General features: G+C 69.2%; 23 protein-coding genes. 9 read left to right on the top strand and 14 right to left on the bottom strand.

Translation table 11 applies throughout. From position 1 onward, the window contains the following. Nucleotides 1-13: 13 nt before the first annotated feature. The 3 genes from trpD to qcrA (Srubr_RS08365) form a co-directional block, all read right to left on the bottom strand. Nucleotides 14-1078 carry an anthranilate phosphoribosyltransferase gene (gene trpD, locus Srubr_RS08355; protein WP_189996531.1) on the bottom strand — a complete coding sequence of 355 codons (1065 nt, stop codon included), beginning with the start codon at nt 1076-1078 and terminating at the stop codon, nt 14-16. 122 nt (nt 1079-1200) lie between these two features. Further along, nucleotides 1201-2856, bottom strand: a complete 1656-nt coding sequence (gene qcrB, locus Srubr_RS08360; RefSeq protein WP_189996530.1) for a cytochrome bc1 complex cytochrome b subunit — start codon at nt 2854-2856, stop codon at nt 1201-1203. After that, nucleotides 2853-3920, bottom strand: coding sequence for a cytochrome bc1 complex Rieske iron-sulfur subunit (gene qcrA / locus Srubr_RS08365; protein WP_189996529.1), 1068 nt, complete (start codon nt 3918-3920; stop codon nt 2853-2855). Before qcrA (Srubr_RS08365) ends, qcrB (Srubr_RS08360) begins: the two co-directional genes overlap by 4 nt. A gap of 602 nt (nt 3921-4522) precedes the next feature. Between qcrA (Srubr_RS08365) and Srubr_RS08370 the strand changes: the two genes are divergently transcribed. The 7 genes from Srubr_RS08370 to Srubr_RS08400 all read left to right on the top strand — a co-directional run bounded on the left by Srubr_RS08370 (nt 4523) and on the right by Srubr_RS08400 (nt 11486). Continuing rightward, nucleotides 4523-5494: a 3-oxoacyl-ACP synthase III family protein gene (locus tag Srubr_RS08370; protein ID WP_229926737.1), complete on the top strand. Its 972-nt coding sequence runs from the start codon at nt 4523-4525 to the stop codon at nt 5492-5494. Between the two features lie 77 nt (nt 5495-5571). After that, nucleotides 5572-6252: a hypothetical protein gene (locus tag Srubr_RS08375; RefSeq protein ID WP_229926736.1), complete on the top strand. Its 681-nt coding sequence runs from the start codon at nt 5572-5574 to the stop codon at nt 6250-6252. A 72-nt stretch (nt 6253-6324) separates the two neighbouring features. Then, a complete protein-coding gene (locus Srubr_RS08380) occupies nt 6325-8103 on the top strand; it encodes a thiamine pyrophosphate-binding protein (RefSeq protein WP_189996527.1) in 1779 nt (592 codons plus the stop codon). Nucleotides 8104-8213: 110 nt separating this feature from the next. Beyond that, on the top strand, nt 8214-9227 hold the full coding sequence (locus Srubr_RS08385) for a phytoene/squalene synthase family protein (protein ID WP_189996526.1): 1014 nt from the start codon (nt 8214-8216) through the stop codon (nt 9225-9227). Continuing rightward, the gene (locus tag Srubr_RS08390; RefSeq protein ID WP_189996525.1) at nt 9224-10234 is read left to right on the top strand and encodes a beta-ketoacyl-ACP synthase III; all 1011 of its coding nucleotides are present in this window, start codon (nt 9224-9226) and stop codon (nt 10232-10234) included. Before Srubr_RS08385 ends, Srubr_RS08390 begins: the two co-directional genes overlap by 4 nt. A gap of 35 nt (nt 10235-10269) precedes the next feature. Continuing rightward, on the top strand, nt 10270-10509 hold the full coding sequence (locus tag Srubr_RS08395; RefSeq protein WP_189996524.1) for an acyl carrier protein: 240 nt from the start codon (nt 10270-10272) through the stop codon (nt 10507-10509). Further along, nucleotides 10509-11486 (top strand): aminotransferase class I/II-fold pyridoxal phosphate-dependent enzyme, encoded by a 978-nt coding sequence (locus Srubr_RS08400; protein WP_189996523.1) that lies wholly within the window; start codon nt 10509-10511, stop codon nt 11484-11486. Before Srubr_RS08395 ends, Srubr_RS08400 begins: the two co-directional genes overlap by 1 nt. 71 nt (nt 11487-11557) lie before the next feature. Here the strand turns inward: Srubr_RS08400 and idi are convergent, their stop codons facing one another. The 6 genes from idi to ctaE form a co-directional block, all read right to left on the bottom strand. Next, nucleotides 11558-12130, bottom strand: coding sequence for an isopentenyl-diphosphate Delta-isomerase (gene idi / locus Srubr_RS08405; protein ID WP_189996522.1), 573 nt, complete (start codon nt 12128-12130; stop codon nt 11558-11560). A 4-nt stretch (nt 12131-12134) separates the two neighbouring features. After that, nucleotides 12135-13388, bottom strand: coding sequence for a cytochrome P450 (locus Srubr_RS08410; protein ID WP_189996521.1), 1254 nt, complete (start codon nt 13386-13388; stop codon nt 12135-12137). Nucleotides 13389-13589: 201 nt separating this feature from the next. After that, on the bottom strand, nt 13590-15227 hold the full coding sequence (qcrB, locus tag Srubr_RS08415) for a cytochrome bc1 complex cytochrome b subunit (RefSeq protein ID WP_189996520.1): 1638 nt from the start codon (nt 15225-15227) through the stop codon (nt 13590-13592). After that, entirely contained in the window at nt 15224-16282 is a 1059-nt protein-coding gene (qcrA, locus tag Srubr_RS08420) for a cytochrome bc1 complex Rieske iron-sulfur subunit (protein WP_167512970.1), read from the bottom strand. Before qcrA (Srubr_RS08420) ends, qcrB (Srubr_RS08415) begins: the two co-directional genes overlap by 4 nt. Continuing rightward, nucleotides 16279-17091: a cytochrome bc1 complex diheme cytochrome c subunit gene (gene qcrC / locus Srubr_RS08425; protein WP_030783242.1), complete on the bottom strand. Its 813-nt coding sequence runs from the start codon at nt 17089-17091 to the stop codon at nt 16279-16281. Before qcrC ends, qcrA (Srubr_RS08420) begins: the two co-directional genes overlap by 4 nt. A 62-nt stretch (nt 17092-17153) precedes the next feature. After that, a complete protein-coding gene (gene ctaE / locus Srubr_RS08430; RefSeq protein WP_030783240.1) occupies nt 17154-17774 on the bottom strand; it encodes an aa3-type cytochrome oxidase subunit III in 621 nt (206 codons plus the stop codon). Nucleotides 17775-17928: 154 nt separating this feature from the next. On the opposite strand from ctaE, the gene Srubr_RS08435 reads away from it, so the two are divergent. Next, nucleotides 17929-18330: a response regulator transcription factor gene (locus tag Srubr_RS08435; RefSeq protein ID WP_189996519.1), complete on the top strand. Its 402-nt coding sequence runs from the start codon at nt 17929-17931 to the stop codon at nt 18328-18330. A gap of 83 nt (nt 18331-18413) precedes the next feature. Here the strand turns inward: Srubr_RS08435 and Srubr_RS08440 are convergent, their stop codons facing one another. The 4 genes from Srubr_RS08440 to ctaC form a co-directional block, all read right to left on the bottom strand. After that, the gene (locus Srubr_RS08440; protein ID WP_189996518.1) at nt 18414-19670 is read right to left on the bottom strand and encodes a L,D-transpeptidase; all 1257 of its coding nucleotides are present in this window, start codon (nt 19668-19670) and stop codon (nt 18414-18416) included. Nucleotides 19671-19800: 130 nt separating this feature from the next. After that, on the bottom strand, nt 19801-20199 hold the full coding sequence (locus Srubr_RS08445) for a cytochrome c oxidase subunit 4 (protein WP_030616654.1): 399 nt from the start codon (nt 20197-20199) through the stop codon (nt 19801-19803). Beyond that, on the bottom strand, nt 20196-21929 hold the full coding sequence (ctaD, locus tag Srubr_RS08450) for an aa3-type cytochrome oxidase subunit I (RefSeq protein WP_189996517.1): 1734 nt from the start codon (nt 21927-21929) through the stop codon (nt 20196-20198). Before ctaD ends, Srubr_RS08445 begins: the two co-directional genes overlap by 4 nt. Beyond that, the gene (ctaC, locus tag Srubr_RS08455) at nt 21926-22885 is read right to left on the bottom strand and encodes an aa3-type cytochrome oxidase subunit II (RefSeq protein WP_030783235.1); all 960 of its coding nucleotides are present in this window, start codon (nt 22883-22885) and stop codon (nt 21926-21928) included. The genes ctaD and ctaC overlap by 4 nt, the downstream gene beginning before the upstream one ends. A 258-nt stretch (nt 22886-23143) precedes the next feature. Here ctaC and Srubr_RS08460 point away from each other — a divergent pair, with 258 nt between their 5' ends. After that, a complete protein-coding gene (locus Srubr_RS08460; protein ID WP_189996516.1) occupies nt 23144-24520 on the top strand; it encodes a cysteine desulfurase/sulfurtransferase TusA family protein in 1377 nt (458 codons plus the stop codon). 117 nt (nt 24521-24637) lie between these two features. Here the strand turns inward: Srubr_RS08460 and Srubr_RS08465 are convergent, their stop codons facing one another. Next, the gene (locus Srubr_RS08465) at nt 24638-25612 is read right to left on the bottom strand and encodes a carbohydrate kinase family protein (RefSeq protein WP_189996515.1); all 975 of its coding nucleotides are present in this window, start codon (nt 25610-25612) and stop codon (nt 24638-24640) included. Nucleotides 25613-25698 lie beyond the last annotated feature (86 nt).

Consider the following 25698-nt stretch of genomic DNA (forward strand, 5'->3'; position numbering starts at 1 on the left):
CCTGCCGGGCCGGTCAGGCGTTGCTGGCGGCCACCCAGCGCTCCAGCGCCCGCCGGGCCGCCCCGGAGTCGATGGACTCGGCGGCCTTCGCGAGCCCCGCGCGGATCTGGTCGGCGAGCGGCTCGTCCGTCGGGTCCAGCGCCACCAGCGCCGCCGCCGCGTTCAGCTCCACGGCGTCCCGTACGGCACCCCGCTCGCCGTCCAGCAGCCTGCGGGCGACCTCCGCGTTGTGGGCCGGGTCGCCGCCGCGCAGGGCCTCCACCGGGACCAGGTCGATGCCGACGTCCCGGGGGTCGAAGGACTCCTCGGTGACCTTGCCGTCGCGCACCACCCACACCCGGGAGGTGGCGGTCGTGGTCAGTTCGTCCAGCCCGTCGTCACCGCGGAAGACCAGCGAGGAGTTGCCGCGTTCGGCGAGCACGCCCGCGACGATCGGCGCCTCGCGGGCGACGGCCACGCCGATCGCCTGGGCCCTCACCTGCGCCGGGTTGGTCAGCGGGCCGAGCAGGTTGAACACCGTCCGGATGCCCAACTGGCCGCGCGCGGCGCCGACGTGGCGCAGCGCGGGGTGGAACTTCACGGCGAAGCAGAAGGTGATGCCGGCCTCCTCCGCGACCTCGGCCACCCGGCGGGGCGTCAGGTCGAGGTTGACCCCGAGCTTCTCCAGCACGTCGGAGGAGCCGGATGCCGAGGACGCGGCCCGGTTGCCGTGCTTGACGACCTTCGCGCCCGTGCCGGCGACGACGAGCGAGGCCATCGTGGAGATGTTCACCGTCTTGGCCCCGTCGCCACCGGTGCCGACGATGTCGACGGTGCGGCCGGGCACCTCGATCACGTTCGCGTGCCGGTACATGGCGCGGACCAGGCCGGTGATCTCCTGGACCGTCTGTCCCTTCGCCCGCAGGGCCACCGCGAACCCGGCGATCTGCGCGTCGGTCGCCTCGCCGCGCATGATCTTGTCCATCGCCCAGGCGGTGTCGTCCGCGGCGAGGTCCCGGCCCTCCAGCAGGCCGTTCAGCAGGGCGGGCCAGGAGCGGCCCGCCGCGGTGTCGCCTCCAGCGGGGGTCACAGCGCTCATCAGCCGCTCCTTGTCCAAGATGCCTGCTCGTCGTACACCACCCTATCCAGCCGCAGGCGCGCCGAGGGGCCCCGTCCGGGTCGCGGACGGGGCCCCTCGGCGCGCCGGGGACCGGCCGGGGATCAGTGGTGGCCGTGGCCGCTCGCGATCTCCTTGTACTCGTCGACGGTCGGCTTGGGGATCTGGCTGTCCTCGCCGTAGTAGGCGTGGGACAGCTTCACGCGCAGCTTCTCCGAGGCCGGGACCTTGCGCTCGACGCCGTTCTCGTCGACCGTCGGGCCGATCTCGGCCGGCGTGTACTGCTTGTGCGAGGTGAGGGTGTGCAGCTGCTCCTGGCTGAGCGGCTCGTGCACCTCGATGTACTCGCCGTGCGGGAGCCGCTTGACGATGCCGGTCTCGCGGCCGTGCAGCACCTTGTCGCGGTCCCGGCGCTGCAGGCCCAGGCAGATCCGCTTGGTGACGATGAAGGCGATGACCGGGCCGACGAAGTAGGCGATCCGGACGAACCAGGTGACGGCGTTGATCGACAGGTGGAAGTGGGTGGCGACGATGTCGTTGCCGCCGCCGATCAGCATCACGAAGTACACGGTCAGCCAGGCGACGCCGAACGCGGTGCGGGTGGCGGCGTTGCGCGGGCGGTCCAGGATGTGGTGCTCGCGCTTGTCGCCGGTGATCCAGGACTCGATGAACGGGTAGACCGCGATGGCCACGAGGATCAGGCCGAACACGAGCAGCGGGATGAACACGCCCAGGACGAGGGTGTGCCCCAAGAAGTCGATCTCCCAGCCCGGCATGGCGCGGATGAGGCCCTCGGCCATGCCCATGTACCAGTCGGGCTGGGCGCCGGTGGAGACGTGGTCGGGGCGGTAAGGGCCCATGGCCCAGATCGGGTTGATCTGGGCGACGGCGGACAGGGCCGCGAGGACGCCGAAGACCAGGAAGAAGAAGCCTCCGGCCTTGGCCATGTAGACCGGCAGCAGCGGCATGCCGACGACGTTCTTCTCGGTCTTGCCGGGACCCGCGAACTGGGTGTGCTTGTGGTAGAAGACCAGGATCAGATGGGCCACCACGAGACCCAGCATGATGCCCGGCAGCAGCAGGATGTGGATGGTGTAGAACCGGGCCACGAAGTCCTGGCCGGGGAACTCGCCGCCGAAGAGGAAGAACGACAGGTACGTGCCGACGATCGGCACGGACAGGATCGCGCCCTCCATGAAGCGGACACCGGTGCCGGAGAGCAGGTCGTCCGGGAGCGAGTAGCCGGTGAAGCCGGTGAACATGCCGAGGACGAACAGCAGGAAGCCGAACAGCCAGTTCAGCTCGCGCGGCTTGCGGAACGCGCCGGAGAAGAACACGCGCATCATGTGCACGAACATCCCGGCGATGAACACGACCGCGCCCCAGTGGTGGATCTGCCGCATGAGCAGGCCGCCGCGCACGTCGAAGGAGATGTGCAGAGTCGAGCGGAACGCCTCGGACATCAGCTGTCCCTGGAGCGGGACGTAGCCGCCGTGGTACTCCACCTCGTTCATCGACGGGTGGAAGAACAGCGTCAGGTAGACACCCGTCAGGATGATGATCAGAAACGAGTAGAGGCAGATCTCGCCCAGCATGAACGACCAGTGGTCGGGGAAGATCTTGCGCATGTTGGCCTTGGCCAGGGCGTACAGCCCCAGCCGTCCGTCGGCCCAGTCGGCGAGGCGCTCGCCGGCCGGCGCCTTCCCGCGGGGGCGGCCGGCCGCGCCGGGTCGAGGGGTTTCGTTCGGTGCAGTACTCATCCGCGCTCCCAGAAAGCAGGACCGACGGGCTCCTCGAAGTCGCCGAGCGCCTGGAGGTAACCCTCGCTGTCCACGCCGATGCGCAGCTGCGGCAGGGCGTGGCCGGCGGGGCCGAAGATCACTCGGGCGCCGTCGGTGAGGTCGAAGGTGGACTGGTGGCAGGGGCACAGCACGTGGTGCGTCTGCTGTTCGTACAGCGAGATCGGGCAGCCCACGTGGGTGCAGATCTTCGAGTAGGCGACGATGCCCTGGTGCGACCAGTCGAGTTCGCGCTTGTCCTTGATGTCGTCGGGCTGGAGCCGGACGATCATCAGGGCGGCCTTGGCGATCTCGTTCTGGAAGTCCTCGTCGTGTTCCGCCAGGCCGTCGGGCATGGCGAAGGTCAGCGAGCCGACGGCCACGTCCTCCGGGCGCAGCGGCTGGTTGGTGTTCATGTTGACCAGGCGCTTGCCCTTGGCCCACAGGGTGTGGCGCAGCTTGGTGCCGGGTGCCGGTCCGAGGCCGCCGAGCAGCATCAGGCCGGTCAGCGGCACCAGCGCCATGGCGCCGAGCAGGGTGTTGCGGATCAGCTTGCGGCGGCCGAAGCCGGACTCCGCGGCACCCTGGCGGAAGTCCGCGTGGACCTTGGCCCGCACCTCGGGTGACGCCTCGATCGGGTGCCGGTCGTCGGCGATCTCCACGTCCGACATCAGGGTGCGCGCCCAGTGGACCGCGCCCGCGCCGATGCAGAACAGCGCCACGCCCAGCGTCAGGCCCAGCGCGAAGTTCATCGCGCTCAGGTGGCCGAGAGGGAAGACGAAGACCGACTTGTCGTTCGGGATCAGCAGGTACGAGACGATGAAGCCGATGGTGGCCAGCATCGACACCGTGAACAGCAGTGCCACCGCGCGCTCGGACCGCTTGGCGGCCCGCTCGTCGATGTCCTGGATCCGGTGCTCGTGCGGCGGCACTCCGGGGTCCGCGAACGGGTTCTCCTCGTCCGCCACGGAGACGGCACCGTGCACACCGTCGCCGGCGGACTGCTCGGCACGCGGGCGCCCTTCCGGCATGTCCCGGTTTCCCATAGTGCTCCAGACCGCCGTGATTTGGTGTATTCACACCGTACTACGCAGATTGTCCGGATAGCCGGGCCATTACTCCGGCCGGGGGTGTTTCGAACACAAGGGCCGGAACCGCCTGTCGGCCCCTCCGCCGGAAGGGCCGCGCACGCCCGGCCGGAAGGGCCCGCGCACCGCCGGACGGCCGGGCTCCGACACCACCCGACCCCGGCGCCGTCCGGCACCGCGTAATCCGGCCAACGGTGAATCGCCGTTAGAAAGCTCACGTTTGGCGGTCCAATGCGGTAAATCAGCCGCGCAGCGGAACCCGACGGATCATCAACTCGCTGCGGTATGACGGGATTCGGTCAAACACCCAACCGAACGTTATCATCTGGTTACTTCGCCGGTATCGATCCGTTATCGCCGTGATCATAAGGTGATTTTCGTTCTCACCGCGCTAGGGAATTCCCCTCCGTCGCCGGCGCACACGACGGGGGAAGCGGGGCCGGCCAACGATCTCCTTCATTGTTCTCACGGGGCCCCGACGTATGTCCGAACGGCATTTTCCGCGGGCAGCATCAGTACAAAGACGGGGATAATTCGTGTCACAAACTCGCATTGTCGACGTGGTTAATTTCATGCCGGAGCGGGTGGTCAGGAACAGCGAGTTGCCGAGCGAGGGCGGCGAGCTCGGCGACCACGCCTTCTTCGCGGGCGTGCACGAGCGGCGCTTCGCCTGGCCCGACTACACGTCGGCCCAGCTGGGCGCGAAGGCACTCGAGAAGCTCCTGGAGCGCAACGGCGTACCGGCGGCCGACGTCGATCTCATCATCTGCGCCTCCCAGCTGAACGACGCCTTCTCGCCCGGCACGGGCACGGCCATCCAGTACGCGGTCGGCGCCACCAAGGCCGCCGTGCTCCAGGTGGACAACGGCTGCTGCTCCTGGATCTCCTCCATCAACACGGCCCGGGCCTTCATCGACTCCGGCCAGTACCGCACGGTCGCGGTGGTCACGGTCACCAACTTCGTCTCCCGCCTCGAGGAGTTCCAGAAGGCGCCCGAGTCCCGGGTGCTCGGTGACGGCGCGTCCGCCACCCTCGTCACGGCCGGCGACGAGCCGACCATCCTCTCCATCCACGAGCAGGCGTTCGGGGAGAACTGGGGAGCGCTCAAGGTAGAGCCGGACACCGTCGAGGGCATGGAGATCCCCTACTGGTCGGCCGGCTCCGGCGCGCTGACCGTGAAGTTCGACCAGTCCATGCTGGCGCGTCTGTACACCGTCACCATGGAACAGCTTCCCCAGGCGGTCGACATCGCGCTGGAGAAGGCCGGTGTGCAGAACGAGGACGTCGCTTTCCTGATCACCCACCAGCCGAACGAGAAATACGTCGCCGAGTGGCGCAAGCGTTGCGGATTCGACGATTCCCGGGCACACGACACGCTCGGCACCTACGGCAACATGTTCCAGGGCACTCTTCCGGTGACGTTCGCCGACGCCCTCGACAAAAAGATGATCTCGCCCGGCGATCTCATCGCGTTCGCGACCTTCTCGCACGGCGGAGAACTCGTCGGTTCCATGGTCTGGCGCTGGAACTGACTTTCCGGGGCAACCCCGCCTGCCCGCTCCCTTTCACTTCATTTCTTTCGTTCTTTTACCACTGCATGAGGAGAAGTATGTCCCAGCGCGTTCCCGACGAGTCGGGTCTGGCCCAGAACTACGTCCTGGACCGGTCCGACCTGGAGGGCCTGGACCTGGTGTGGAACGAGAACACCGGTATGGACGACATGATGAAGCTCATGGAGAGCCGGACGAAGGAGACGTACGACCACGGCGAGATCTTCGGTCAGTACTGCTCCCTCGCCGAGCACATCAACGTCCCCTACGACATCGTCTTCGAGTACGCGGCCAACGCCCGCTCCCTGGAGGAGTGGACGTACAGCATCCGCAACATGAAGCACCTCGGCGGCGGGCTGTACCGCGCGGACGAGATGATCCAGCCGAACACGGACATCTACATCCGCGCCGACGCGCAGAAGGGCCCCGAGCACGGTCTCGTGGTCTACCCGTGCGCCTGGGACCAGGGCCACGAGCTGTGGATGCGCTACTACATGACGATCATCGACTCGTCGAAGGTCCTCGACAAGCCGGGCACCGTGGTGCTGTGGACCAACTGCAAGCACCCGTACTACGACCGTACGACGGAGAACGTCCCGGACTACATCGCCGAGGGCCGGGCGCGCACCGACCGCGTCTGGGTCGGTGACATCTGGCCCGTCTTCCACGCCGGCCACAGCATCGAGATGGGCAACCTGAAGCGCATCCTGGAGCACCGCTTCGGCGCCGGCAAGGCCTGAAGCCCGCCGTGGGGCGGCCGCGGCCGCCCCGCACCGCACCACGACGAAGCACACGCCACACATGGGGGATCAATGCGGCTGGCCGATGCCTTGGTCACGGTACTGCGCGACCTGGACACCAGATACGTGTTCGGCGTCAGCGGCGCGAACATCGAGCACGTCCACGACGCGATCGACAGGCTCGGTCAGGGCCGTCTGACGTCCGTACTGGCCAAGCGGGAGGACGGGGCGGCGAACATGGCGGACGCCCGCGCCCGGGTGCACCGCACACTGGGGGTGTGCTGTTCGACCTCCGGCGGCGGGATGATGAACCTCGTCGCCGGGCTGGCCGAGTCCCACGCGGAGTCGGTGCCGGTCCTCGCGCTGGTCGGGCAGCCGCCGGCCGCCCTGGACGGCCGGGGCTCCTTCCAGGACTCCTCCGGGATCGGCCGGACCGTGGACGGTCCGGCCCTGCTGCGGGCCATCACCAAGAAGACCGTCCGGGTCACCGGTGCCGAGGGCTTCTGGGACCTGCTGCGCGACGCCGTCTCCACCTGCCTGAGCGGCCGCAAGGGCCCGGTGGCCCTGCTGCTGCCCCGGGACGTGTACGAGCTGGAGGTCGGTGACGTCCCGGCCGACTGGCCGACCCACCTCGGCGGCTTCATCGAGCCCGAACCGCTGCCCGAGCCGCAGGTGTCCGCCCTCTTCGACCGGCTGCGCGAGGCCAGTGCCCCGGTGCTGCTGCTCGGGCACGGCAACCGCCGCTCCTGCGACCCGGAGGCGGTGCGCGTCTTCGCCGAGCGGACCCGCATCCCCGTGGTGACCACCATGGGCGCGCGCGGCGAGTTCCCCAACGACAGCGACCTGTACCTGGGCGTCGTCGGCGAGGGCGGCCACCCCTCGGCCGCCGAGTACGTGGCCAAGTCGGACTTCGTGGTCCTGGTGGGCACCGGACTGGCCATGATGACCCGGCGGGCGCTGGGCGACTGGGACCCGGCACGGGCCGGCGCGGTCAACATCGACCTCGGCGAGATCGAACGCTCGGGCCTGGCGGACACCACGGTCCGCGGGGACATCGGCGAGGTGTTCCGGCTCATGGAACGGCTGCGCGCAAAGCGCCCGTTCACGGCCCCGCCGGTCACCGGCTACGAGCTGACCCGCTTCGTGGCCCGGCCCGCCGTACCCGTCCCGGGGCGCACCGGCGAGCGGGACGGGGACGCGCTGCTGCAGAGCGAGGCCGTCCGGCTGCTCCAGGAACACCTGCCGCGGGGCGGCCACCTGCTCTACGACGCCGGGAACTGCGCCGTCGCCGCCATGCACTACGGGTCCGTGCCGGCCGGCTCCTCCTCCACCATCGCGCTGGGCATGGGCGGCATGGGCTACAGCGTCGGGGCGGCCGTCGGCGCCCAGCTCGGCTCGCCTGAGGGCACCCGGACCGTGGTGTTCTGCGGTGACGGGGCGTTCCTGATGAGCGGTCTGGAGGCGCACACCGCCGTGGAGCTGGGCCTGCCCATCCTGTACGTCGTCTTCAACAACGGCATGCACGGCATGTGCGCCACGCGCCAGCAGCGGTTCTTCGACTCCCGGATCACCGCCGTGGACTACACGCCGGTCGACGTGCGCACGGTGGCGCGGGGCCTGGGCTCCCCCGACCGGCTGTGGGTCGGCAGCGCCGGCACCGCCGCCGAGCTGGCCGGGCGACTGGCGGAGTACCGGCGCCACGCGCACCTGCCCGGGGTCCTCGAACTGAGGCTCACCGTGGAGGAGGAGCCGCCCTTCGCCTCCTTCCTGCCCGCCGACGCCCCCACCGTGCCGGTGCCCGGGCCACGACAGGCCGCCGTCTCCTACGAGATGACCGGCAGCGCTCTCTGACGCGTCGCCCTCCGTACGCCTTCGTCCGCAGCTCCCCGTGAGGCACCCCGCCGCCGCATCCGGCCGGGCGGGGCCGCGGGGACGCGCGGACCCCATCGGAAAGAACTCACATGACAGTGCAAGAGCTGGACCTCGCAGGCATCACGGACTCCGGGCTGCGCGCCGACTACATCGCGAGCTCCCAGCTGTTCCGCAAGATCGGACGGGGGCGCTTCCTCGGCCGCTACATGATGCACCCGGCCAAGCGGCCCTACTTCGACACCTTCTTCTCCTTCGTCTGCTACATCGACGACCTGGCCGACGACATCAACCTCAGCGTCGACGTCCGGGCCCGCAGGCTGGACGAGTGGCAGCGCACCTACATGGCCGTCGCCAAGGGCGAGGACCTGCCCAGTGAGCACCCGCTGTCGCTGTCGGAGCGGACGGACGCCGCCCTCGCCCGCGCCCTGGTCCACACCCTGCGCACCTGGGACCTGCCCTACCTGCGCGTGCCCGAGTTCGTCGACGGCCACCGCAAGGCCCTGACGACGTACGAGTACGCCGACGAGGAGGAGCTGGACGACTTCCTGGAGACGGTCACGCTGCTGCCCGCGATCTGGATCAACCAGATCTTCGAGCCGCTGAGCGAGGACGCCGAGGAGCTGTGCCGGCACACCATCACGGCCTTCCAGCTGCTGGACTTCATCTGGGACCTGCGCGAGGACCTGGACCTGGGCCGGCTGTACCTCCCGCTGGACCACCTCGCCCGCTTCGGCCTGACCCGGGCGGACCTGGACCGCCAGATCGGCAGCGGCTACATCAGCGACTCGCTGCGCGAGCTGATCCAGTACGAGATCGACATCGCCCGGGGGCACCTGGACGCCGGCCGCTCCTGGCCGCAGACGCTGCACCCGACGGCGCGGATCTTCATGGAGACCGACATCCAGACGCACGACTCCATGTTCCCGGAGATGATCAAGGACGACTACGCGTTCTTCAAGAACCCCCGGCGCGGCATCGACTTCGTCTCCGGCCGGATGATCCCGCGCACGGCCAAGGCCATCGCCCGCGCCCGCAAGGCCAACCAGCGGGCCACCCGCGCCGGTTACCGCATCCGGCCGCCGTACCGGGGCACCGGGGTATGACCCGCGGGGCGATCCTGAGCGGCCTGGGCACCTGGCTCCCGCCGCAAGTGGTCACCAACGACATGCTCTCGTCGGAACTCGACACCTCCGACGAGTGGATCCGGACCCGCACCGGCATCGGCCGGCGGCACATCGCGTCGCCGGGCATGAGCACCGGGCACCTCGCCACCGAGGCGGCGCGCCGGGCGCTGAAGTCGGCCGGCACCGACCGCGTCGACGTCGTCATCGTCGCCACGAGCACCCCGGACCGCCCCTGCCCCGCGACCGCCCCGGTGGTCGCCTCCGCACTCGGGCTGACCGGGACCGGCGCCTTCGACGTGGCTGCGGTGTGCACGGGCTTCGTGTACGCGCTGGCCACCGCGGCGGGGCTGATCACCGGTCAGGTCGCGGACAGCGCCCTGGTGATCGGGGCGGACACCTTCTCCACCATCCTCGACCCGCGGGACCGCACCACCCGGGTGATCTTCGGCGACGGCGCCGGCGCGGTCGTCCTGCGCGCCGGCGACCGGGCCGAGGAGGGCGCCCTGCGCGGCTTCGACCTGGGCAGCGACGGCACCGGCGTGGACCTCATCACGGTGCCCGGCGGAGGCTCCGAGCAGCGGCTGAGCGGGACCGAGGCGGCCCCGGGCGACCAGTATTTCCACATGGACGGCCCGCAGGTCTTCACCCGTGCCGTCCGGTACATGACCGGGTCCGTGCGCAAGGTCCTGGACGCCGCCGCGCTGGCCCCCGAGGATCTCGCCCACCTGGTCCCGCACCAGGCGAACGTCAGGATCCTCGACACCTGCGCCCGGGAACTCGGGCTGCCCGCCGAGCGCGTCGTGAAGAACATCGACCGGGTCGGCAACACCGTGGCCGCCTCCATCCCGCTCGCGCTCGCCGCGGGTGCGGCCGACGGGCGGCTGCGGGCGGGCGATCCGGTGGTCCTCACCGGCTTCGGCGGCGGCCTGACCTGGGGCTCGGCACTGCTCACCTGGCCCGGCGGCCTCACCGTGATCGACGGCTGACCACACCCTCCCCACAGACCACGGAGAAGAGAGTCATGAACACCATCGACCAGAACCTGAGGGCGCTGCTCGACGAGCGGTTCCCCCAGTCCACCGACCGCCTCTTCGAGGGCGCGTCGTTCAAAGACGCCGGCATGGACTCGATGGGGGTCGTCGAGTTCATCGTGGCCCTGGAGCGGCAGTTCGGCACCCCGACGCTGAACGGCAACGAACTCGGCGCCGACTCCACGCTCCAGGACGCGCGCGACCTGCTGACCTCGGTGGGCGTCGGCTGATGCCCCAGCCGCATCGGCTCACCCTCAACGAGCACCCGCTGCCGCCGCTCGACTCCGTCGCCGCCGAGATCGCCCGGCACGCCGCCGCGGTCAACCGGTACCCGGAGTTCTATCCCGAGCGGCTGCGCGGGATCGTCGCCGACTGGCTGGGGCTGCCCGGTGAGCAGGTCGTGCTCGGCGCGGGGTCCGTGGGCGTCGCGCTCCAGGCGCTCCAGGCCAGTGTGTCCGCCGGCGGGGGGCTGGCATACGGCTGGCGCAACTTCGACGCCTATCCCCTGCTCGCCGGCATGGTGGGGGCGCGCCGCGTCGAGGTGCCCCTGCTCCCGGGCGGGCATCAGGACCTCGACGCGCTGGCGAAGGCGGTCCAGGACGCGGACGCGGTCATCGTGTGCAACCCGCACAACCCGACCGGCCGGCTGGTCCCCGGCGACGAGCTGAAGGAGTTCGTCGCCCGGGTCCCGGAGCACGTCCTGGTGGTCCTGGACGAGGCGTACATCGAGTTCGTCGCCCCGTCCGGCCGTACGGACTCGCTGGGCTGGGTCCGGGAGTTCCCGAACCTGCTGGTGCTGCGCACCTTCTCCAAGGCATGGGGGCTGGCCAACATGCGCGTCGGGTACGGCGTGACGTCCCCCGAGTGGGCCGAGAGGATCGGCCGGTACCAGCTGCCGTACGCCCTGAGCACCCTGTCGGCGGTGGCGGTGGAGACGTCCCTGCGGGCCCAGCCGGAGCTGGAGGAGCGGATCGCCGTCATCGTCGGCGAGCGCGAGCGGCTGTCCGGCGGGCTCGCCCGCGGCGGCTGGAAGGTGCTGCCGAGCCACACCAACTTCCTGTGGCTGGACGAACCGGAGCGGACCGAGGACATCCGCCTGGCCCTGGCGGGCGAGGGCGTCCAGGCCCGCTGCTACGCCGGCGAGGGCGTCCGCGTCACCGTCGGCGACACCGAAGCCAACGACAGCGTGCTGCGCGCCCTGGCCTAGGCGCTCGCGCGAAAGAGCCGCTGCCCACGGTCTTCCCGTGGGCAGCGGCTCTTTCGCGGGTCAGGGGGTGGTCACCAGCCGCCGCCCGGCGCGACGTGCCGTACGCCCGGCAGGGCCGCCTCCAGCACGGTGGGGAACCACGCCGAGAAGCTGGTCTCGGCCCGCAGCGCGGCCAGCTCCCCGGGGGTCACGAAACGGTAGTCGTGGATCTCGGCGGGGTCCGGCTCCGGGATGTCCTTCACCAGGCCGACGAAGAGGTGGTTGTACTCCTTCTCGACCAGGCCGGAGATCTCGTCCGGGTGCTCGTAGGTGACCGTGCCGGCCGGTTCCAGCGGGATGCCGTGCAGGCCCAGCTCCTCGCCGACACGGCGGGCCGCCGCCTCCTGCGCGGGCTCGTCCGGGTACGGGTGCCCGCAACAGGTGTTGGACCACACGCCCGGCGAGTGGTACTTCGTCAGCGCCCGCTGCTGGAGCAGCATGCGCCCCTCGGTGTCGAACAGGAACACCGAGAAGGCGCGGTGCAGACGGCCGGGCGCCTGGTGCGCCGAGAGCTTCTCGGCGACGCCGATCGTCCGGCCCTCCTCGTCGACGAGTTCGAGCAGGATCGGCTCCGTGGCGGCGCTGCCGGAGGTTTCCGTGGTCATCGGATCAGCCCACCCTCGGAGTCGTGGTGACGGGGAGCCGGGCCGGGCCGCGCAGCCACAGGCCGGGCTTCAGGGCGACCTCGTCGTCGTCCGGCTTGATCGAGGCGCAGCGCTTGGCGAGCCCGATCAGCGCCTCCTTGGCCATCAGGCGGGAGAGGTTGTCGCCGAGGCAGTAGTGGATACCGCGGCCGAACGACAGGTGCCTGCGGCCGTGCTTGCCGAGGGCCAGGGTGTCGGGGTTCTCGAAGGCCCGCTCGTCCCGGTTGGCCGCGGCCAGCATCAGCAGCACCACGGCGCCGGGCTCCATGGTCCGGCCGTGCAGGGTGACCGGCTCGTTGACCACGCGCCAGGAGGCGTGCGTGGGCGGCTCCAGGCGCAGCACCTCGTCCAGCACGTCGTCGGCGAGGGAGGGGTCGGCGGCGAGCCGCTCCAGCACGTCCGGGTGCTCGGCCAGGATGACCGCGGCGTTGCCGATGAGGTTGGCGAAGGTGTCCAGGCCGGGCACGATGAGCAGCACGCACACCGCGGCGACCTGCTGGATCGTCAGGCCCTCGATGGTCTCGCCGGCCCGGGTCAGCTCGGTGATCAGGTCGGTGCCGTCGCCGCCCGCGCGCTCCTGGAGCACCTTGACGAAGTACTCGGTGCACTGCGCCACCGCGCGCTGGCAGGCGATCGCCACATCCTCCGACGGCGCGGCGCCCAGCTCCAGGATGTGCGCGATCTCCGTCGACCAGGCGGCGAGGAGCTTCTGGTCCTCGCGGTCGATGCCCATCATGTCACCGAGCACGCGCACGGGCAGTTGGGAGGCCAGCACCTCCATGACGTCGAACCGCTCGGGGAGGTCCGCCAGCAGGTCGTCCACGACCGCGGTGACGGACTTGATCAGCGCCTCCACCGCGGACGGGGTGAACGGCGCGGCGACGAGGTTGCGCAGCTTGGTGTGGTCCGGCGGGTCCAGCAGCCGGAAGAGGCCCGCGTCCCAGCCGTCGAGGCCGAGGCCGAGGAAGGGCGGCGGCTCCTCGTCGGGGCCGGTGCCGGCCACCTGGGCGAAGAACTGGGTGCCCCCGAGGTCCTTGCCGAGCCGGCGGTCACGCAGCAGGGCCTCGACGTCCTCGTAGCGGCTGACCACCCAGGAGTTGAGCGGGCCCGCGAGGAGGGGGTGTGCGTCCCGGAGCTTCGCGTAGACCGGGTAGGGGTTCCGGCGGAAGCCGGGGTCGGTCGGATCGAAGAAGAATTCCGGCTCGGCAGGTTCTGCCATCAGTGACTCCCCCATTATCACGCCGTGGGCGGCCCGCGCGGGCTTCTGGCCCCGGCTCAAGATCACGACAGTGTGATCATAGCCTCGATCTGGCGACAGCCGTATAACGGGTCGATAACCGCCGACACGTCCCGTACACAAAAAGGCGGCCCCACGGACCGGGTCCGTGGGGCCGCCTGCGTGGCGATCAGTGACGGCGGATCAGTGGTGGCCGTGGCCGCTCGTGATCTCCTTGTACTCCTCCGCCCTCGGCTTCGGGATCTGGGCGTGCTCGCCGTAGTAGGCGTTGGACAGCTTCGCCCGCAGCTTCTGCGAGGCCGGGACCTTGCGCTCCACACCGTTCTCGTCGACCGTCGGGCCGATCTCGGCCGGCGCGTACTGCTCGTGCGCGGTGAGCGTGTGCAGCTGCTCCTGGCTGAGCGGCTCGTGCACCTCGATGAACTCACCGTGCGGCAGGCGCTTGATGATGCCGGTCTCGCGGCCGTGCAGCACCTTCTCGCGGTCCCGGCGCTGCAGGCCGAGACAGATCCGCTTGGTGACGATGTACGCGATGACCGGGCCGGCGAACAGGAAGATCCGGACGAAGTACGTGACGGCGTTGACCGACAGGTGGAAGTGCGTCGCCCACAGGTCGTTGCCGCCACCCACCATGGCCATCGCGAAGAACGTCAGCCAGGCGACACCGAGAGCGGTGCGCGTCGGGGCGTTGCGCGGGCGGTCCAGGATGTGGTGCTCGCGCTTGTCACCGGTGATCCAGGACTCGATGAACGGGTAGACCGCGATCGAGACCAGCATCAGACCGAAGACGATCAGCGGGATGAGCACACCGAGGACCAGCGTGTGGCCCGCGACGTTGATCTCCCAGCCCGGCATCACACGCACGAAGCCCTCGGAGAAGCCCATGTACCAGTCGGGCTGGGCGCCGGTGGACACCTGGTCCGGACGGTAGGGGCCCATCGCCCAGATCGGGTTGATCTGCGCGACCGCGGCCAGCACCGCCAGGACACCGAAGACCAGGAAGAAGAAGCCTCCGGCCTTGGCCATGTAGACCGGCAGCAGCGGCATGCCGACGACGTTCTTCTCGGTCTTGCCGGGACCCGCGAACTGCGTGTGCTTGTGGTAGAAGACCAGGATCAGGTGGGCCACCATCAGGCCCAGCATGATGCCCGGCAGCAGCAGGATGTGGATCGAGTAGAACCGGGCCACGAAGTCGTGACCGGGGAACTCGCCGCCGAAGAGGAAGAACGACAGGTACGTGCCGACGATCGGCACGGACAGCACCAGACCCTCGGCGATGCGCACACCGGTGCCGGAGAGCAGGTCGTCCGGGAGCGAGTAACCGGTGAAGCCGGTGAACATGCCGAGGACGAACAGCAGGAAGCCGAACAGCCAGTTGATCTCACGCGGCTTGCGGAACGCGCCGGTGAAGAACACGCGCATCATGTGCACGAACATGCCGGCGAGGAAGACCACCGCGCCCCAGTGGTGGATCTGCCGGATGAGCAGACCACCGCGCACGTCGAAGGAGATGTGCAGGGTCGAGTTGAACGCCTCGGACATCAGCTGTCCCTGCATCGGGACATAAGAGCCGTGGTACTCCACCTCGTTCATCGACGGGTGGAAGAACAGCGTCAGATACACACCCGTCAGGATGATGATGATGAAGCTGTACATGCACACTTCGCCCAACATGAACGACCAGTGGTCGGGGAAGATCTTGCGCATGTTGGCCTTGGCCAGGGAGTAGATCCCGAGCCGGCCGTCGGCCCAGTCGGCGACGCGCTCGCCGGCCGGTGCCTTCCCGCGAGAGCGGGACTGTTCGTTCGGTGCAGTACTCATCCGCGCTCCCAGAAAGCAGGACCGACGGGCTCCTCGAAGTCGCCGAGCGCCTGGAGGTAACCCTCACTGTCCACGCCGATGCGCAGCTGCGGCAGGGCGTGGCCGGCGGGGCCGAAGATCACTCGGGCGCCGTCGGTGAGGTCGAAGGTGGACTGGTGGCACGGGCACAGCACGTGGTGCGTCTGCTGCTCGTACAGCGAGATCGGGCAGCCCACGTGGGTGCAGATCTTCGAGTAGGCGACGACGCCCTGGTGCGACCAGTCGAGCTCGCGCTTGTCCTTGATGTCGTCCGGCTGGAGCCGCACGATCATCAGCGCCGCCTTGGCGATCTCGTTCTGGAAGTCCTCGTCGTGCTCCGACATCCCGTCGGGCATGGCGAAGGTCAGCGAGCCGACGGCCACGTCCTCCGGACGCAGCGGCTGGCCGGTGTTCATGTTGACCAGACGCTTGCCCTTGGCCCACATCGTGTGCCGCAGCTTCGTCTTCGGCGCCGGGCCCAGACCGCCCAGCAGCATCACGCCGGAGAGCGGCACCAGCGCCATCGCGCCGAACATGGTGTTGCGGATCAGCTTGCGGCGGCCGAAGCCGGACTCCGCGGCACCCTGGCGGAAGTCCGCGTGGACCTTGGCCCGCACCTCCGGCGAGGCCTCGATCGGGTGCCGGTCGTCGGCGATCTCCACGTCCGACATCAGGGTGCGCGCCCAGTGGACCGCGCCCGCGCCGATGCAGAACAGCGCCACGCCCAGCGTCAGGCCCAGCGCGAAGTTCATCGCGCTCAGATGCCCGATCGGGAAGACGAAGATCGACTTGTCGTTCGGGATCGCCAGGTACGAGACGATGAAGCCGATGGTGGCCAGCATCGACACCGTGAACAGGAACGCCACCGCGCGCTCGGACCGCTTGGCGGCCCGCTCGTCGATGTCCTGGATCCGGTGCTCGTGCGGCGGCAGCCCCGGGTCCGCGAACGGGTTCTCCTCGTCCGCGGTCGCTACCGCGCCGTGCGCGTGGTCCTGCTCAGCGGGCAGGTTCTCTTCAGGAATGTCTTGGCTACTCATGACTTCTTGGCCTTTGCGGTCCGAGCGGCGACCCAGACGGCGACCGCGATCAGCGTGCCGAGGCCGAAGATCCAGCCGAACAGACCCTCACTGACCGGCCCGAGGCCGCCCAGCTCCAGACCACCCGGGTTCTCCGTCTTGTCACCGTTGACCGCGTTCAGGTACGCGATGATGTCCTTCTTGTTCTTCTCCGACATCGTGGTGTCGGGGAAGGACGGCATGTTCTGCGGGCCGGTCTGCATGGCCTCGTAGATGTGCTTCGGAGCGACACCCTCCAGCGTCGGGGCGAACTTGCCCTTGGTCAGGGCACCGCCCTTGCCGGTGAAGTTGTGGCACTGCGCGCAGTTGGTGCGGAACAGCTCGCCGCCCTTGGCGATGTCCGCGCCGTCGGGGCCGTACTGCTGCTTGGTGGGCACACTCGGGCCGGCGCCCAGCGACGCGACGTACGCGGCGAGCTGGTCGATCTGGGCCTGCGTGTAGATGGGCTTCTTGCGCGGGACCTGGGCGCCCTGCGAGGTCGCGGCGGGCATACGGCCGGTGCCGACCTGGAAGTCGACGGCCGCGGCGCCGACGCCGACGAGGCTCGGGCCGTCGGAGGAGCCCTGGCCACCGGTGCCGTGGCAGCTGGCGCAGCCGACCTCGTAGAGCTTCTTGCCCTCCTTGATGGTCAGGGACTGGGAGGATTCATCGGCCTGCGCCTTGCCCGCGGGCGCGAACGCGGCGTACAGCCCCCCAGTGGCCGCCAGCGCGAGGAGTAGGACGACGACCGCCGCCAGCGGATGGCGTCGTCGTGCGGAGAGCTTTTTCACGGATTACCCCGGTGTCAGGATCTTCTGCGTCGGTGCTTCTGGATGTGCGGGAGCGATCCCGGCTACTTGATCAGGTAGATCGTGGCGAAGAGGCCGATCCAGACGACATCGACGAAGTGCCAGTAGTAGGACACGACGATGGCGGCGGTCGCCTGCTCGTGGGTGAACCTCTTGGCCATGTAGGTACGGCCGAGGACCAGCAGGAAGGCGATGAGGCCGCCCGTCACGTGCAGGCCGTGGAAGCCGGTGGTCAGGTAGAACACCGAGCCGTACGGGTCCGAGGACAGCGAGATGCCGTCCTTCTTCACCAGCTCGGTGTACTCGTAGATCTGACCGCCGATGAAGATCGCACCCATGATGAAGGTGATGATGAACCAGCCACGGAGCTTCTTCACATCGCCGCGCTCGGCAGCGAACACGCCGAGCTGGCAGGTGAGGGAGGAGAGCACCAGGATCGTGGTGTTCGTCGCGGAGAAGGGCACGTTGAGCGCGTGCGCCATCTCCTTCCAGTGGTCCGGTCCGGTCACCGACCGGAGGGTGAAGTACATCGCGAAGAGGGCCGCGAAGAACATCAGCTCGGAACTCAGCCAGATGATGGTTCCGACGCTGGTGAGGTTCGGCCGATTGACCGACGGGTGCGCGTGCCCGGTTTCTACTGTCGTTGCTGTCGCCACGACCGACATTATGTCGGTCGCTTATCTCGCGCTCACTCCGGGGGGTGCCGTTCGGAGTGTTGCCGCCCGCCGAACCGGTGCTGACGTGGTGTTCGGGGGAGTAGCATCCGCCCAGACGGCCCTGCCCGTCCCGTCCGTACGACGCCGACGTCCCGGAGGAACAATGCAGCCGACCGCCACGGTGCTGGTCTATAGCGACGACTCCAACACTCGCGAGCAAGTACGGCTGGCCGCCGGGCGCCGGCCCGCCCCCGACGTCCCCCTGGTGGAGTTCGTGGAGTGCGCCACCCCCGAGGCGGTGGTGCGGGAGCTGGACAAGGGGGGCATCGACGTCTGCGTGCTGGACGGCGAGGCCGTGCCGATGGGCGGCATGGGCGTGTGCCGGCAGATCAAGGACGAGGTGTTCGGCTGCCCGCCGGTGCTGCTGCTCATGGGACGGCCGCAGGACGCGTGGCTGGCCACGTGGAGCCGTGCGGACGCGGCTGTGACGCTGCCGGTGGATCCGGTGGAGTTCGCCTCCGCGCTGGCCTCTCTGCTGCGTCAGAAGAGGCTTGTGGGCGCCTAGGTGCTCGGGGGCGCGGAGGAGCGTGCGCGAGTGCCAGTTCGTCGTGGCTTGTCGCGCAGTTCCCCGCGCCCCTTTCGGGGCGCCTATGCGGCCCTTGGCTGGAGGCGTACCGCCTCTGCCGGGGTGTCCTGGGGCCTGTTCGTCAGGGCGCTGCCCGTGCGCCACTTCTTCCAGTCGACGTTCCAGTCGCCGAAGCCGTTGCCGAAGGGCTCCATGGTCTGGCCCTGGGAGTTGACGACCTTGACGATGTCGCCCTCGCGGATGTTGTCGTAGAGCCACTCGGCGTTGGACGTGCTCATCCCGACGCAGCCGTGGCTGACGTTCTCGTAGCCCTGCGAGCCGACCGACCAGGGCGCGGCGTGGACGTACTCGCCGGACCAGGTGACCCGGGTGGCGTAATACACCGGCAGGTCGTAGGAGTCCGAGGTGCCCTCGGCGATGCCGACGGTGGTGCCGCGCATCCGTACGAAGTACTGCTTCTCCAGTACGACCTTGACGCCGTTGCGGGTCTCGAAGCCGGGCTTGCCGGCGGTGACCGGGATCTGCTCGACGGGCTGGTCGTTCCTGTAGTACGTCAGCTGGTGCGCGGCGGCGTCCGCGACGACCTCGACCTTGTCCCCTGTGGTGATCTTCAGCGGCTGCGACTTCGCGCCCCACAGCCGGTCGCCCACGCGGACGCCCTCCAGGTTGCTGTGCACCCGGATGGTCGCGTGGGCCGGCCAGTACTCCTTGGGCCGGTAGTGGAGTTCCTTGTCGTTCACCCAGTACCAGGAGCCCTGCACGGCCGGCGTGGACTCCACCCGCAGGGCCCGCTCCACCACGGCACGCTGCGCCTTGTCCTTGATCCCCTGGTCCAGTTGGGCCGTGATGGGCTGTCCGACGCCGTAGGTGCCCGCGCCCGGCCCGAAGCCGACGTTCAGGCGCTTCTTGCCCGCGGGCTTGCCGGTGTCGAACGTGAGGGTCTTGCGGCCGGGCGCGCCGTCCTCGTCCTCGGTGCTCACGGTGACCGTGTAGTGGGCGCCCGCGGCCAGCGGGGAAGTGCTGTGCCAGCGGCTGCCGTCGGCGGCCAGTTCGCCCGTCACATAGCGCCCTGTGGAGTCCCGGGCGGTGACGTCCGTGATCCGGCCCTCACCGCTGTTGGCGGTGACCTCCAGGGGCTTGTCCGGGTCGGCTCGCTTGCCCGCTTCGGCGGGGCCGTTGAAGGAGATCAGGTCCGCTGCGTCGTACGGCCTGGCCGACAGGGGGTTGCCGTCCGAACCGCAAGCGGTGACGCCCGCACCGAGGGCGGTCACCAGCAGGGTGCAGCCGACGACGGTACGGGTCCGCACAGTGTGGTTCATGCGATCACGCTATGAGATCAAATGATTACCGGCACGGCGGGTCATTCATCCGAGCGAACGATGCTCCGGCAAACGAGGAGAGCCCGGACCCTCCGTGAGGAAGATCCGGGCTCCCGGTGCGTCCGGCGCCCTACTGGGTCCGGTTCTCACCGTGGTAGTACTCGAACACCCAGCCGAACAGGCCGATCAGGATGAACGGGGCGGAGAAGTAGATCAGCCACCAGCCGACCGCGATGCTGAGGAAGGCGATCGCGCCGCCGAAGCCCAGCATGAGCGGCTGCCAGCTGTGCGGGCTGAAGAAGCCCAGCTCGCCCGCGTCGTCCGCGACATCGGCCTCCTTGTCGTCCTGGGCGCCCGCGTCGACCCGCCGGGCGGTGAAGCCCAGGTAGAAGCCGATCATGACGGCCAGGCCGAAGGCCAGGAAGAGCGCGGTGGTACCGGCCGGCTCCTTCGACCACACGCCATACACGATGGCCATGATCAGGATGAAGACGCTCAGCCAGATGAACATCCGACCCTGGATCTTCACTTGCCGGCCTCCTTGCTGCCCGCGACGGCGGTGCCGTGACCGGCGTGCTCAAGCTGCTCGAGCGCGGCGATCTCGGGGTGGTGCAGATCGAACGCCGGGGATTCGCTGCGGATCCGCGGCAGGGTGAGGAAGTTGTGCCGCGGCGGCGGGCAGGAGGTCGCCCACTCCAGGGAGCGGCCGTAGCCCCACGGGTCGTCCACGCCGACCGGCTTGCCGTACTTGGCCGTCTTCCAGACGTTGTAGAGGAACGGCAGGATCGACAGGCCGAGCAGGAAGGAGCTGATGGTCGACACCGTGTTCAGCGCGGTGAAGCCGTCTCCGTTCAGGTAGTCGGCGTACCGGCGCGGCATGCCCTCGGCGCCCAGCCAGTGCTGGACCAGGAAGGTGCCGTGGAAGCCGATGAACAGCGTCCAGAAGGTGATCTTGCCGAGGCGCTCGTCCAGCATCTTGCCGGTCCACTTCGGCCACCAGAAGTGGAAGCCGGAGAACATGGCGAAGACGACCGTACCGAAGACCACGTAGTGGAAGTGGGCCACCACGAAGTACGAGTCGGAGACGTGGAAGTCCATCGGCGGCGAGGCCAGGATGACACCGGTCAGACCACCGAAGGTGAAGGTGATCAGGAAGCCCGTGGCCCAGAGCATCGGCGTCTCGAAGGACAGCGAGCCCTTCCACATCGTGCCGATCCAGTTGAAGAACTTCACACCGGTCGGCACGGCGATCAGGAAGGTCATGAAGGAGAAGAAGGGCAGCAACACCCCGCCGGTGACGTACATGTGGTGGGCCCACACGGTCACGGACAGACCGGCGATCGCGATCGTCGCGGCGATCAGACCCATGTAGCCGAACATCGGCTTACGGGAGAACACCGGGATGACTTCGGAGATGATGCCGAAGAACGGCAGGGCGATGATGTACACCTCTGGGTGTCCGAAGAACCAGAAGAGGTGTTGCCACAGCAGTGCGCCGCCGTTGGCCGCGTCGAAGATGTGGGCGCCGAACTTCCGGTCCGCCTCCAGGGCGAACAGCGCGGCGGCCAGCACCGGGAAGGCCAGCAGGACCAGCACACCGGTCAGCAGCACGTTCCACACGAAGATCGGCATGCGGAACATGGTCATGCCCGGGGCACGCATGCAGATGATCGTGGTGATGAAGTTGACCGAGCCGAGGATCGTGCCGAAGCCGGAGAAGGCCAGACCCATGATCCACATGTCGGCGCCGACGCCCGGCGAACGGACCGCGTCCGACAGCGGGGAGTAGGCGAACCAGCCGAAGTCGGCGGCACCCTGCGGGGTGAGGAAGCCGGCCACCGCGATGAGCGAGCCGAACAGGTACAGCCAGTAGGCGAACATGTTCAGCCGCGGGAACGCCACGTCGGGCGCGCCGATCTGGAGCGGCATGATCCAGTTCGCGAAACCGGCGAACAGCGGCGTCGCGAACATCAGCAGCATGATCGTGCCGTGCATCGTGAACGCCTGGTTGAACTGCTCGTTCGACATGATCTGCAGGCCCGGACGGGCCAGCTCGGCGCGCATGACGAGCGCCATCACGCCACCGATCAGGAAGAACGCGAACGACGTCGCCAGATACAGCGTGCCGATCGTCTTGTGGTCGGTGGTCGTCAGCCACTTCACCACGACATTGCCGGGTTGCTTGCGCCTGACCGGCAGCTCGTCGGCGTACGAGCCTTCAGCTGCCGCGGCACCCTGGGGTTCGTTGAGGATGCTCACAGGTTGTTCGTCTCCCGGTTCTTCTCGTGGCTCGTCTGCGCGATGCCGGCGGGAATGTAACCGGTCTGCCCCTTCTTGGCGAGGTCCTTGAGGTGCTGCTCGTAACGCTCGGGGGAGACGACCTTCACGTTGAACAGCATCCGGGAGTGGTCGACGCCGCAGAGCTCGGCGCACTTGCCGAGGAAGGTGCCCTCCTTGTTGGGGGTCACCTGGAAGGCGTTGGTGTGGCCCGGAATGACGTCCTGCTTCATGAGGAACGGCACCACCCAGAAGGAGTGGATGACGTCACGCGAGGTCAGGACGAAGCGGACCGTCTTGCCCTTGGGGAGCCAGAGCGTCGGACCGGGGTTGTTCGTCTGCGGGTTCCGCGTGCCGGGCGTACCGACGTCGTAGACGCCGCCGGCGTTCGCCGGGAATTCCTTCTTGAACCGGTCCGGAATGGCGTCCAGGTTCTTGTCGGTCTTGGCATCGCCGGTGGAACCGGGGACGTTCTCGATGTAGTTGAAGCCCCAGCTCCACTGGAAGCCGACCACGTTGACCGTGACGTCGGGCTTCTTGGAGGTGTCCAGGAGCTTCGACTCGTCCCGGGCCGTGAAGTAGAAGAGCACCGAGATGATGATGATCGGGACCACGGTGTACAGGGCCTCGATCGGCATGTTGTACCGGGTCTGCGGAGGAACCTCGACCTTGGTGCGGCTGCGCCGGTGGAAGAAAGCACTCCACAGGATCAGGCCCCACACCAGCACGCCGACGGCGAGCGCGGCAGCCCAGGAGCCCTGCCACAGGGAGAGGATCCGCGGAGCCTCTTCCGTGGTCGGGGTGGGCATGCCAAGGCGGGGGAAGTCCTTGTATGTGCAACCGGTTGCGGTCGCCAGGACCAGGCCCGCGGTCAGTGCCTGCAGCAGCTTCCGCCGCATCGGGCGCCGCGGCGAGCGGTCGGAGCCGTTGGGACTCACGTAGCGCCTTCCCGAGAGTCTCGCCCGCGCGGTCGGCTGCGGCCTTCTCGCTGGTCGGTCGCCGCCCTGCGTCGGGCAGGGGTTTGGATGTTTATGCGGACCAAACCCTAGCCCACCCTCTCCGAGGGTTCGCGAGGAGGGGTGCCTACTAGGTGGGGTGGTTCGCTTGATTGGCGGCTGCGGGTGCGTTGTGGCTGGTCGCGCCGTTCCCCGCGCCCCTTCGGGGCGCTGCCCTGACCGGCGGTTTAGCGTTGCCGTATGGCCTACTTTGACGCTGCTTCCGCCACTCCCCTGCATCCCGTGGCCCGTCAGGCCCTGTTGGCCTCTTTGGATGAAGGGTGGGCCGATCCCGCGCGGTTGTACCGGGAGGGGCGTAAGGCGCGGATGTTGCTGGACGCGGCCCGGGAGGCGGCCGCGGAGGCCGTCGGCTGCCGGGCCGACGAGGTGGTGTTCACGCCGTCCGGGACGCGGGCCGTACACACCGGGATCGCGGGGGCGTTGGCCGGGCGGCGGCGGGTCGGACGCCACCTGATCGTGTCCGCCGTCGAACATTCCTCCGTACTCCATTCGGCTGAGGTGTGGGAGGCGGACGGCGGGACCGTCACCCAGGTGGCCGTCAACCGGGCGGGAGCCGTCGACCCTTCGGGGTACGCGGAGGCGCTCCGCGCCGACACCGCGCTGGCCTGCCTGCAGTCGGCCAACCACGAGGTGGGCACCGAACAGCCGGTGGCCGAGGTGGCCGAGGTGTGCCGGGCCGCCGGGGTGCCGCTGCTGGTGGACGCGGCGCAGTCGCTGGGCTGGGGGCCGGTCGGGGGCGACTGGTCGCTGCTGACGGCCAGCGCGCACAAGTGGGGCGGGCCCTCGGGGGTGGGGCTGCTCGTCGTCCGCAAGGGGGTGCGGTTCGCCGCCCAAGGGCCGGTGGACGAGCGGGAGTCGGGCCGGGCGCCCGGCTTCGAGAACATCCCGGGCATCGTGGCGGCCGTGGCCTCGCTGCGCGCGGTACGGGCCGAGGCGGCCCGGGAGGCGGTACGGCTGCGGGAGCTGACGGAGCGGATCCGGGCCCGGGTGCCGGAGCTGGTGCCGGACGTGGAGGTGGTCGGCGACGCCGGGCGCCGGCTGCCCGGGATCGTCACCTTCTCCTGCCTCTACGTCGACGGCGAGGCCCTGCTGCACGAGCTGGACCGGGCCGGCTTCTCGGTCTCCTCCGGCTCCTCCTGCACGTCCGGCACGCTGACACCCAGCCATGTGCTGAAGGCGATGGGGGTGCTGAGCGAGGGCAACGTCCGGGTCTCGCTGCCGCCCGGCACGGCGCAGGAGGACGTGGAGCGGTTCCTTCAGGTGCTGCCGGCGGCGGTGGCGGGCGTCCGGGAGAAGCTGGGCGCACCGGCCCCGGCGACGGCCGTACGGGCCGAGGAGCTGGTCGTCGACTCCCTCGGCAAGCGCTGCCCGATCCCGGTCATCGAACTGGCGAAAGTGTTCGGCGGGGTCCCGGTGGGCGGCCTCGTACGGGTGCTGTCGGACGACGAGGCCGCCCGCCTGGACATCCCGGCGTGGTGCCAGATGCGGGGGCAGGAGTACGTGGGCGAGGAACCGGCGGAGCGAGGGGCGGCGTACGTGGTCCGCCGGGTGAGCTGAGGGGGCCGGGGCGCAGCCCCGAAGGGGCGTGGGGAACTGCGCGACCAGCTCCCCACGCGCCGCACTCGGCAACGGCGGACCAGGGGCGGACGAGTAGTCGAACAGCCGAATCCGGCGTCAGCCCAGGTGGGCCCGGACCTCCTCCCCCGCCTCGTCGCCGTACGCCTTCACGAACCGCTCCATGAAGTGGGTCCGCCGCAGCTGGTACTCCTGCGTCCCCACGGTCTCGATGACCAGCGTGGCGAGCATGCACCCGATCTGCGCCGCGCGCTCCAGCGAGACGCCCCAGGCCAGCCCGGACAGGAACCCGGCGCGGAAGGCGTCGCCGACGCCCGTGGGGTCGGCCTTGCAGTCCTCCTCCGGGCAGCCGACCTCGATCGGGTCCGCGCCGGTCCGCTCGATGCGCACGCCACGCGAGCCGAGCGTGGTGACCCGGTGGCCGACCCTGGAGAGGATCTCCGCGTCGCTGTAACCGGTCTTGGACTCGATGAGCCCCTTCTCGTACTCGTTGGAGAAGAGGTAGGTCGCGCCGTCCAGCAGTATCCGGATCTCCTCGCCCTCCATGCGGGCGATCTGCTGGGAGAAGTCGGCGGCGAACGGGATGTTCCGGGAGCGGCACTCCTCGGTGTGGCGGAGCATCGCCTCGGGGTCGTCGGCGCCGATGAGGACCAGGTCGAGGCCGCCCACGCGGTCCGCGACGGTCTTCAGCTCGATGAGGCGGGCCTCGCTCATCGCGCCGGTGTAGAAGGAGCCGATCTGGTTGTGGTCGGCGTCGGTGGTGCACACGAAGCGGGCGGTGTGCAGGGTCTCGGAGATGCGGACGGAGTCGGTGTCCACGCCGTGCCGGTCGAGCCACGCCCGGTACTCGTCGAAGTCGAAGCCGGCGGCGCCGACCAGGATCGGGCGGGTGCCGAGCTGGCCCATGCCGAAGGCGATGTTGGCGGCGACGCCACCGCGGCGGACGTCGAGGTTGTCGACCAGGAAGGAGAGCGAAACCGTGTGCAGCTGGTCCGCGACGAACTGGTCGGCGAAGCGGCCGGGGAAGGTCATGAGGTGGTCGGTGGCGATGGAGCCGGTGACTGCGATGCGCACGACGGGGATTCTCCTGGGGAGGCTGGATTGACAGTTCACGCTACCGGTTCGGCCGCCTGCGCAGAAGCTGATGAAACTACCCGATA

The sequence above is a fragment of the Streptomyces rubradiris genome (assembly GCF_016860525.1).
GTDB classification, from domain to species: Bacteria; Actinomycetota; Actinomycetes; order Streptomycetales; family Streptomycetaceae; genus Streptomyces; species Streptomyces rubradiris.

Bases quoted from the DNA above. Each gene is read 5' to 3' on its own strand.
- trpD (WP_189996531.1), bottom strand. From the start codon at position 1,078: ATGAGCGCTGTGACCCCCGCTGGAGGCGACACCGCGGCGGGCCGCTCC.
- qcrB (WP_189996530.1), bottom strand. From the start codon at position 2,856: ATGAGTACTGCACCGAACGAAACCCCTCGACCCGGCGCGGCCGGCCGC.
- qcrA (WP_189996529.1), bottom strand. From the start codon at position 3,920: ATGGGAAACCGGGACATGCCGGAAGGGCGCCCGCGTGCCGAGCAGTCC.
- Srubr_RS08375 (WP_229926736.1), top strand. From the start codon at position 5,572: ATGTCCCAGCGCGTTCCCGACGAGTCGGGTCTGGCCCAGAACTACGTC.
- Srubr_RS08380 (WP_189996527.1), top strand. From the start codon at position 6,325: ATGCGGCTGGCCGATGCCTTGGTCACGGTACTGCGCGACCTGGACACC.
- Srubr_RS08385 (WP_189996526.1), top strand. From the start codon at position 8,214: ATGACAGTGCAAGAGCTGGACCTCGCAGGCATCACGGACTCCGGGCTG.
- Srubr_RS08390 (WP_189996525.1), top strand. From the start codon at position 9,224: ATGACCCGCGGGGCGATCCTGAGCGGCCTGGGCACCTGGCTCCCGCCG.
- Srubr_RS08395 (WP_189996524.1), top strand. From the start codon at position 10,270: ATGAACACCATCGACCAGAACCTGAGGGCGCTGCTCGACGAGCGGTTC.
- Srubr_RS08400 (WP_189996523.1), top strand. From the start codon at position 10,509: ATGCCCCAGCCGCATCGGCTCACCCTCAACGAGCACCCGCTGCCGCCG.
- idi (WP_189996522.1), bottom strand. From the start codon at position 12,130: ATGACCACGGAAACCTCCGGCAGCGCCGCCACGGAGCCGATCCTGCTC.
- Srubr_RS08410 (WP_189996521.1), bottom strand. From the start codon at position 13,388: ATGGCAGAACCTGCCGAGCCGGAATTCTTCTTCGATCCGACCGACCCC.
- qcrB (WP_189996520.1), bottom strand. From the start codon at position 15,227: ATGAGTACTGCACCGAACGAACAGTCCCGCTCTCGCGGGAAGGCACCG.
- qcrA (WP_167512970.1), bottom strand. From the start codon at position 16,282: ATGAGTAGCCAAGACATTCCTGAAGAGAACCTGCCCGCTGAGCAGGAC.
- ctaE (WP_030783240.1), bottom strand. From the start codon at position 17,774: ATGTCGGTCGTGGCGACAGCAACGACAGTAGAAACCGGGCACGCGCAC.
- Srubr_RS08435 (WP_189996519.1), top strand. From the start codon at position 17,929: ATGCAGCCGACCGCCACGGTGCTGGTCTATAGCGACGACTCCAACACT.
- Srubr_RS08440 (WP_189996518.1), bottom strand. From the start codon at position 19,670: ATGAACCACACTGTGCGGACCCGTACCGTCGTCGGCTGCACCCTGCTG.
- Srubr_RS08460 (WP_189996516.1), top strand. From the start codon at position 23,144: ATGGCCTACTTTGACGCTGCTTCCGCCACTCCCCTGCATCCCGTGGCC.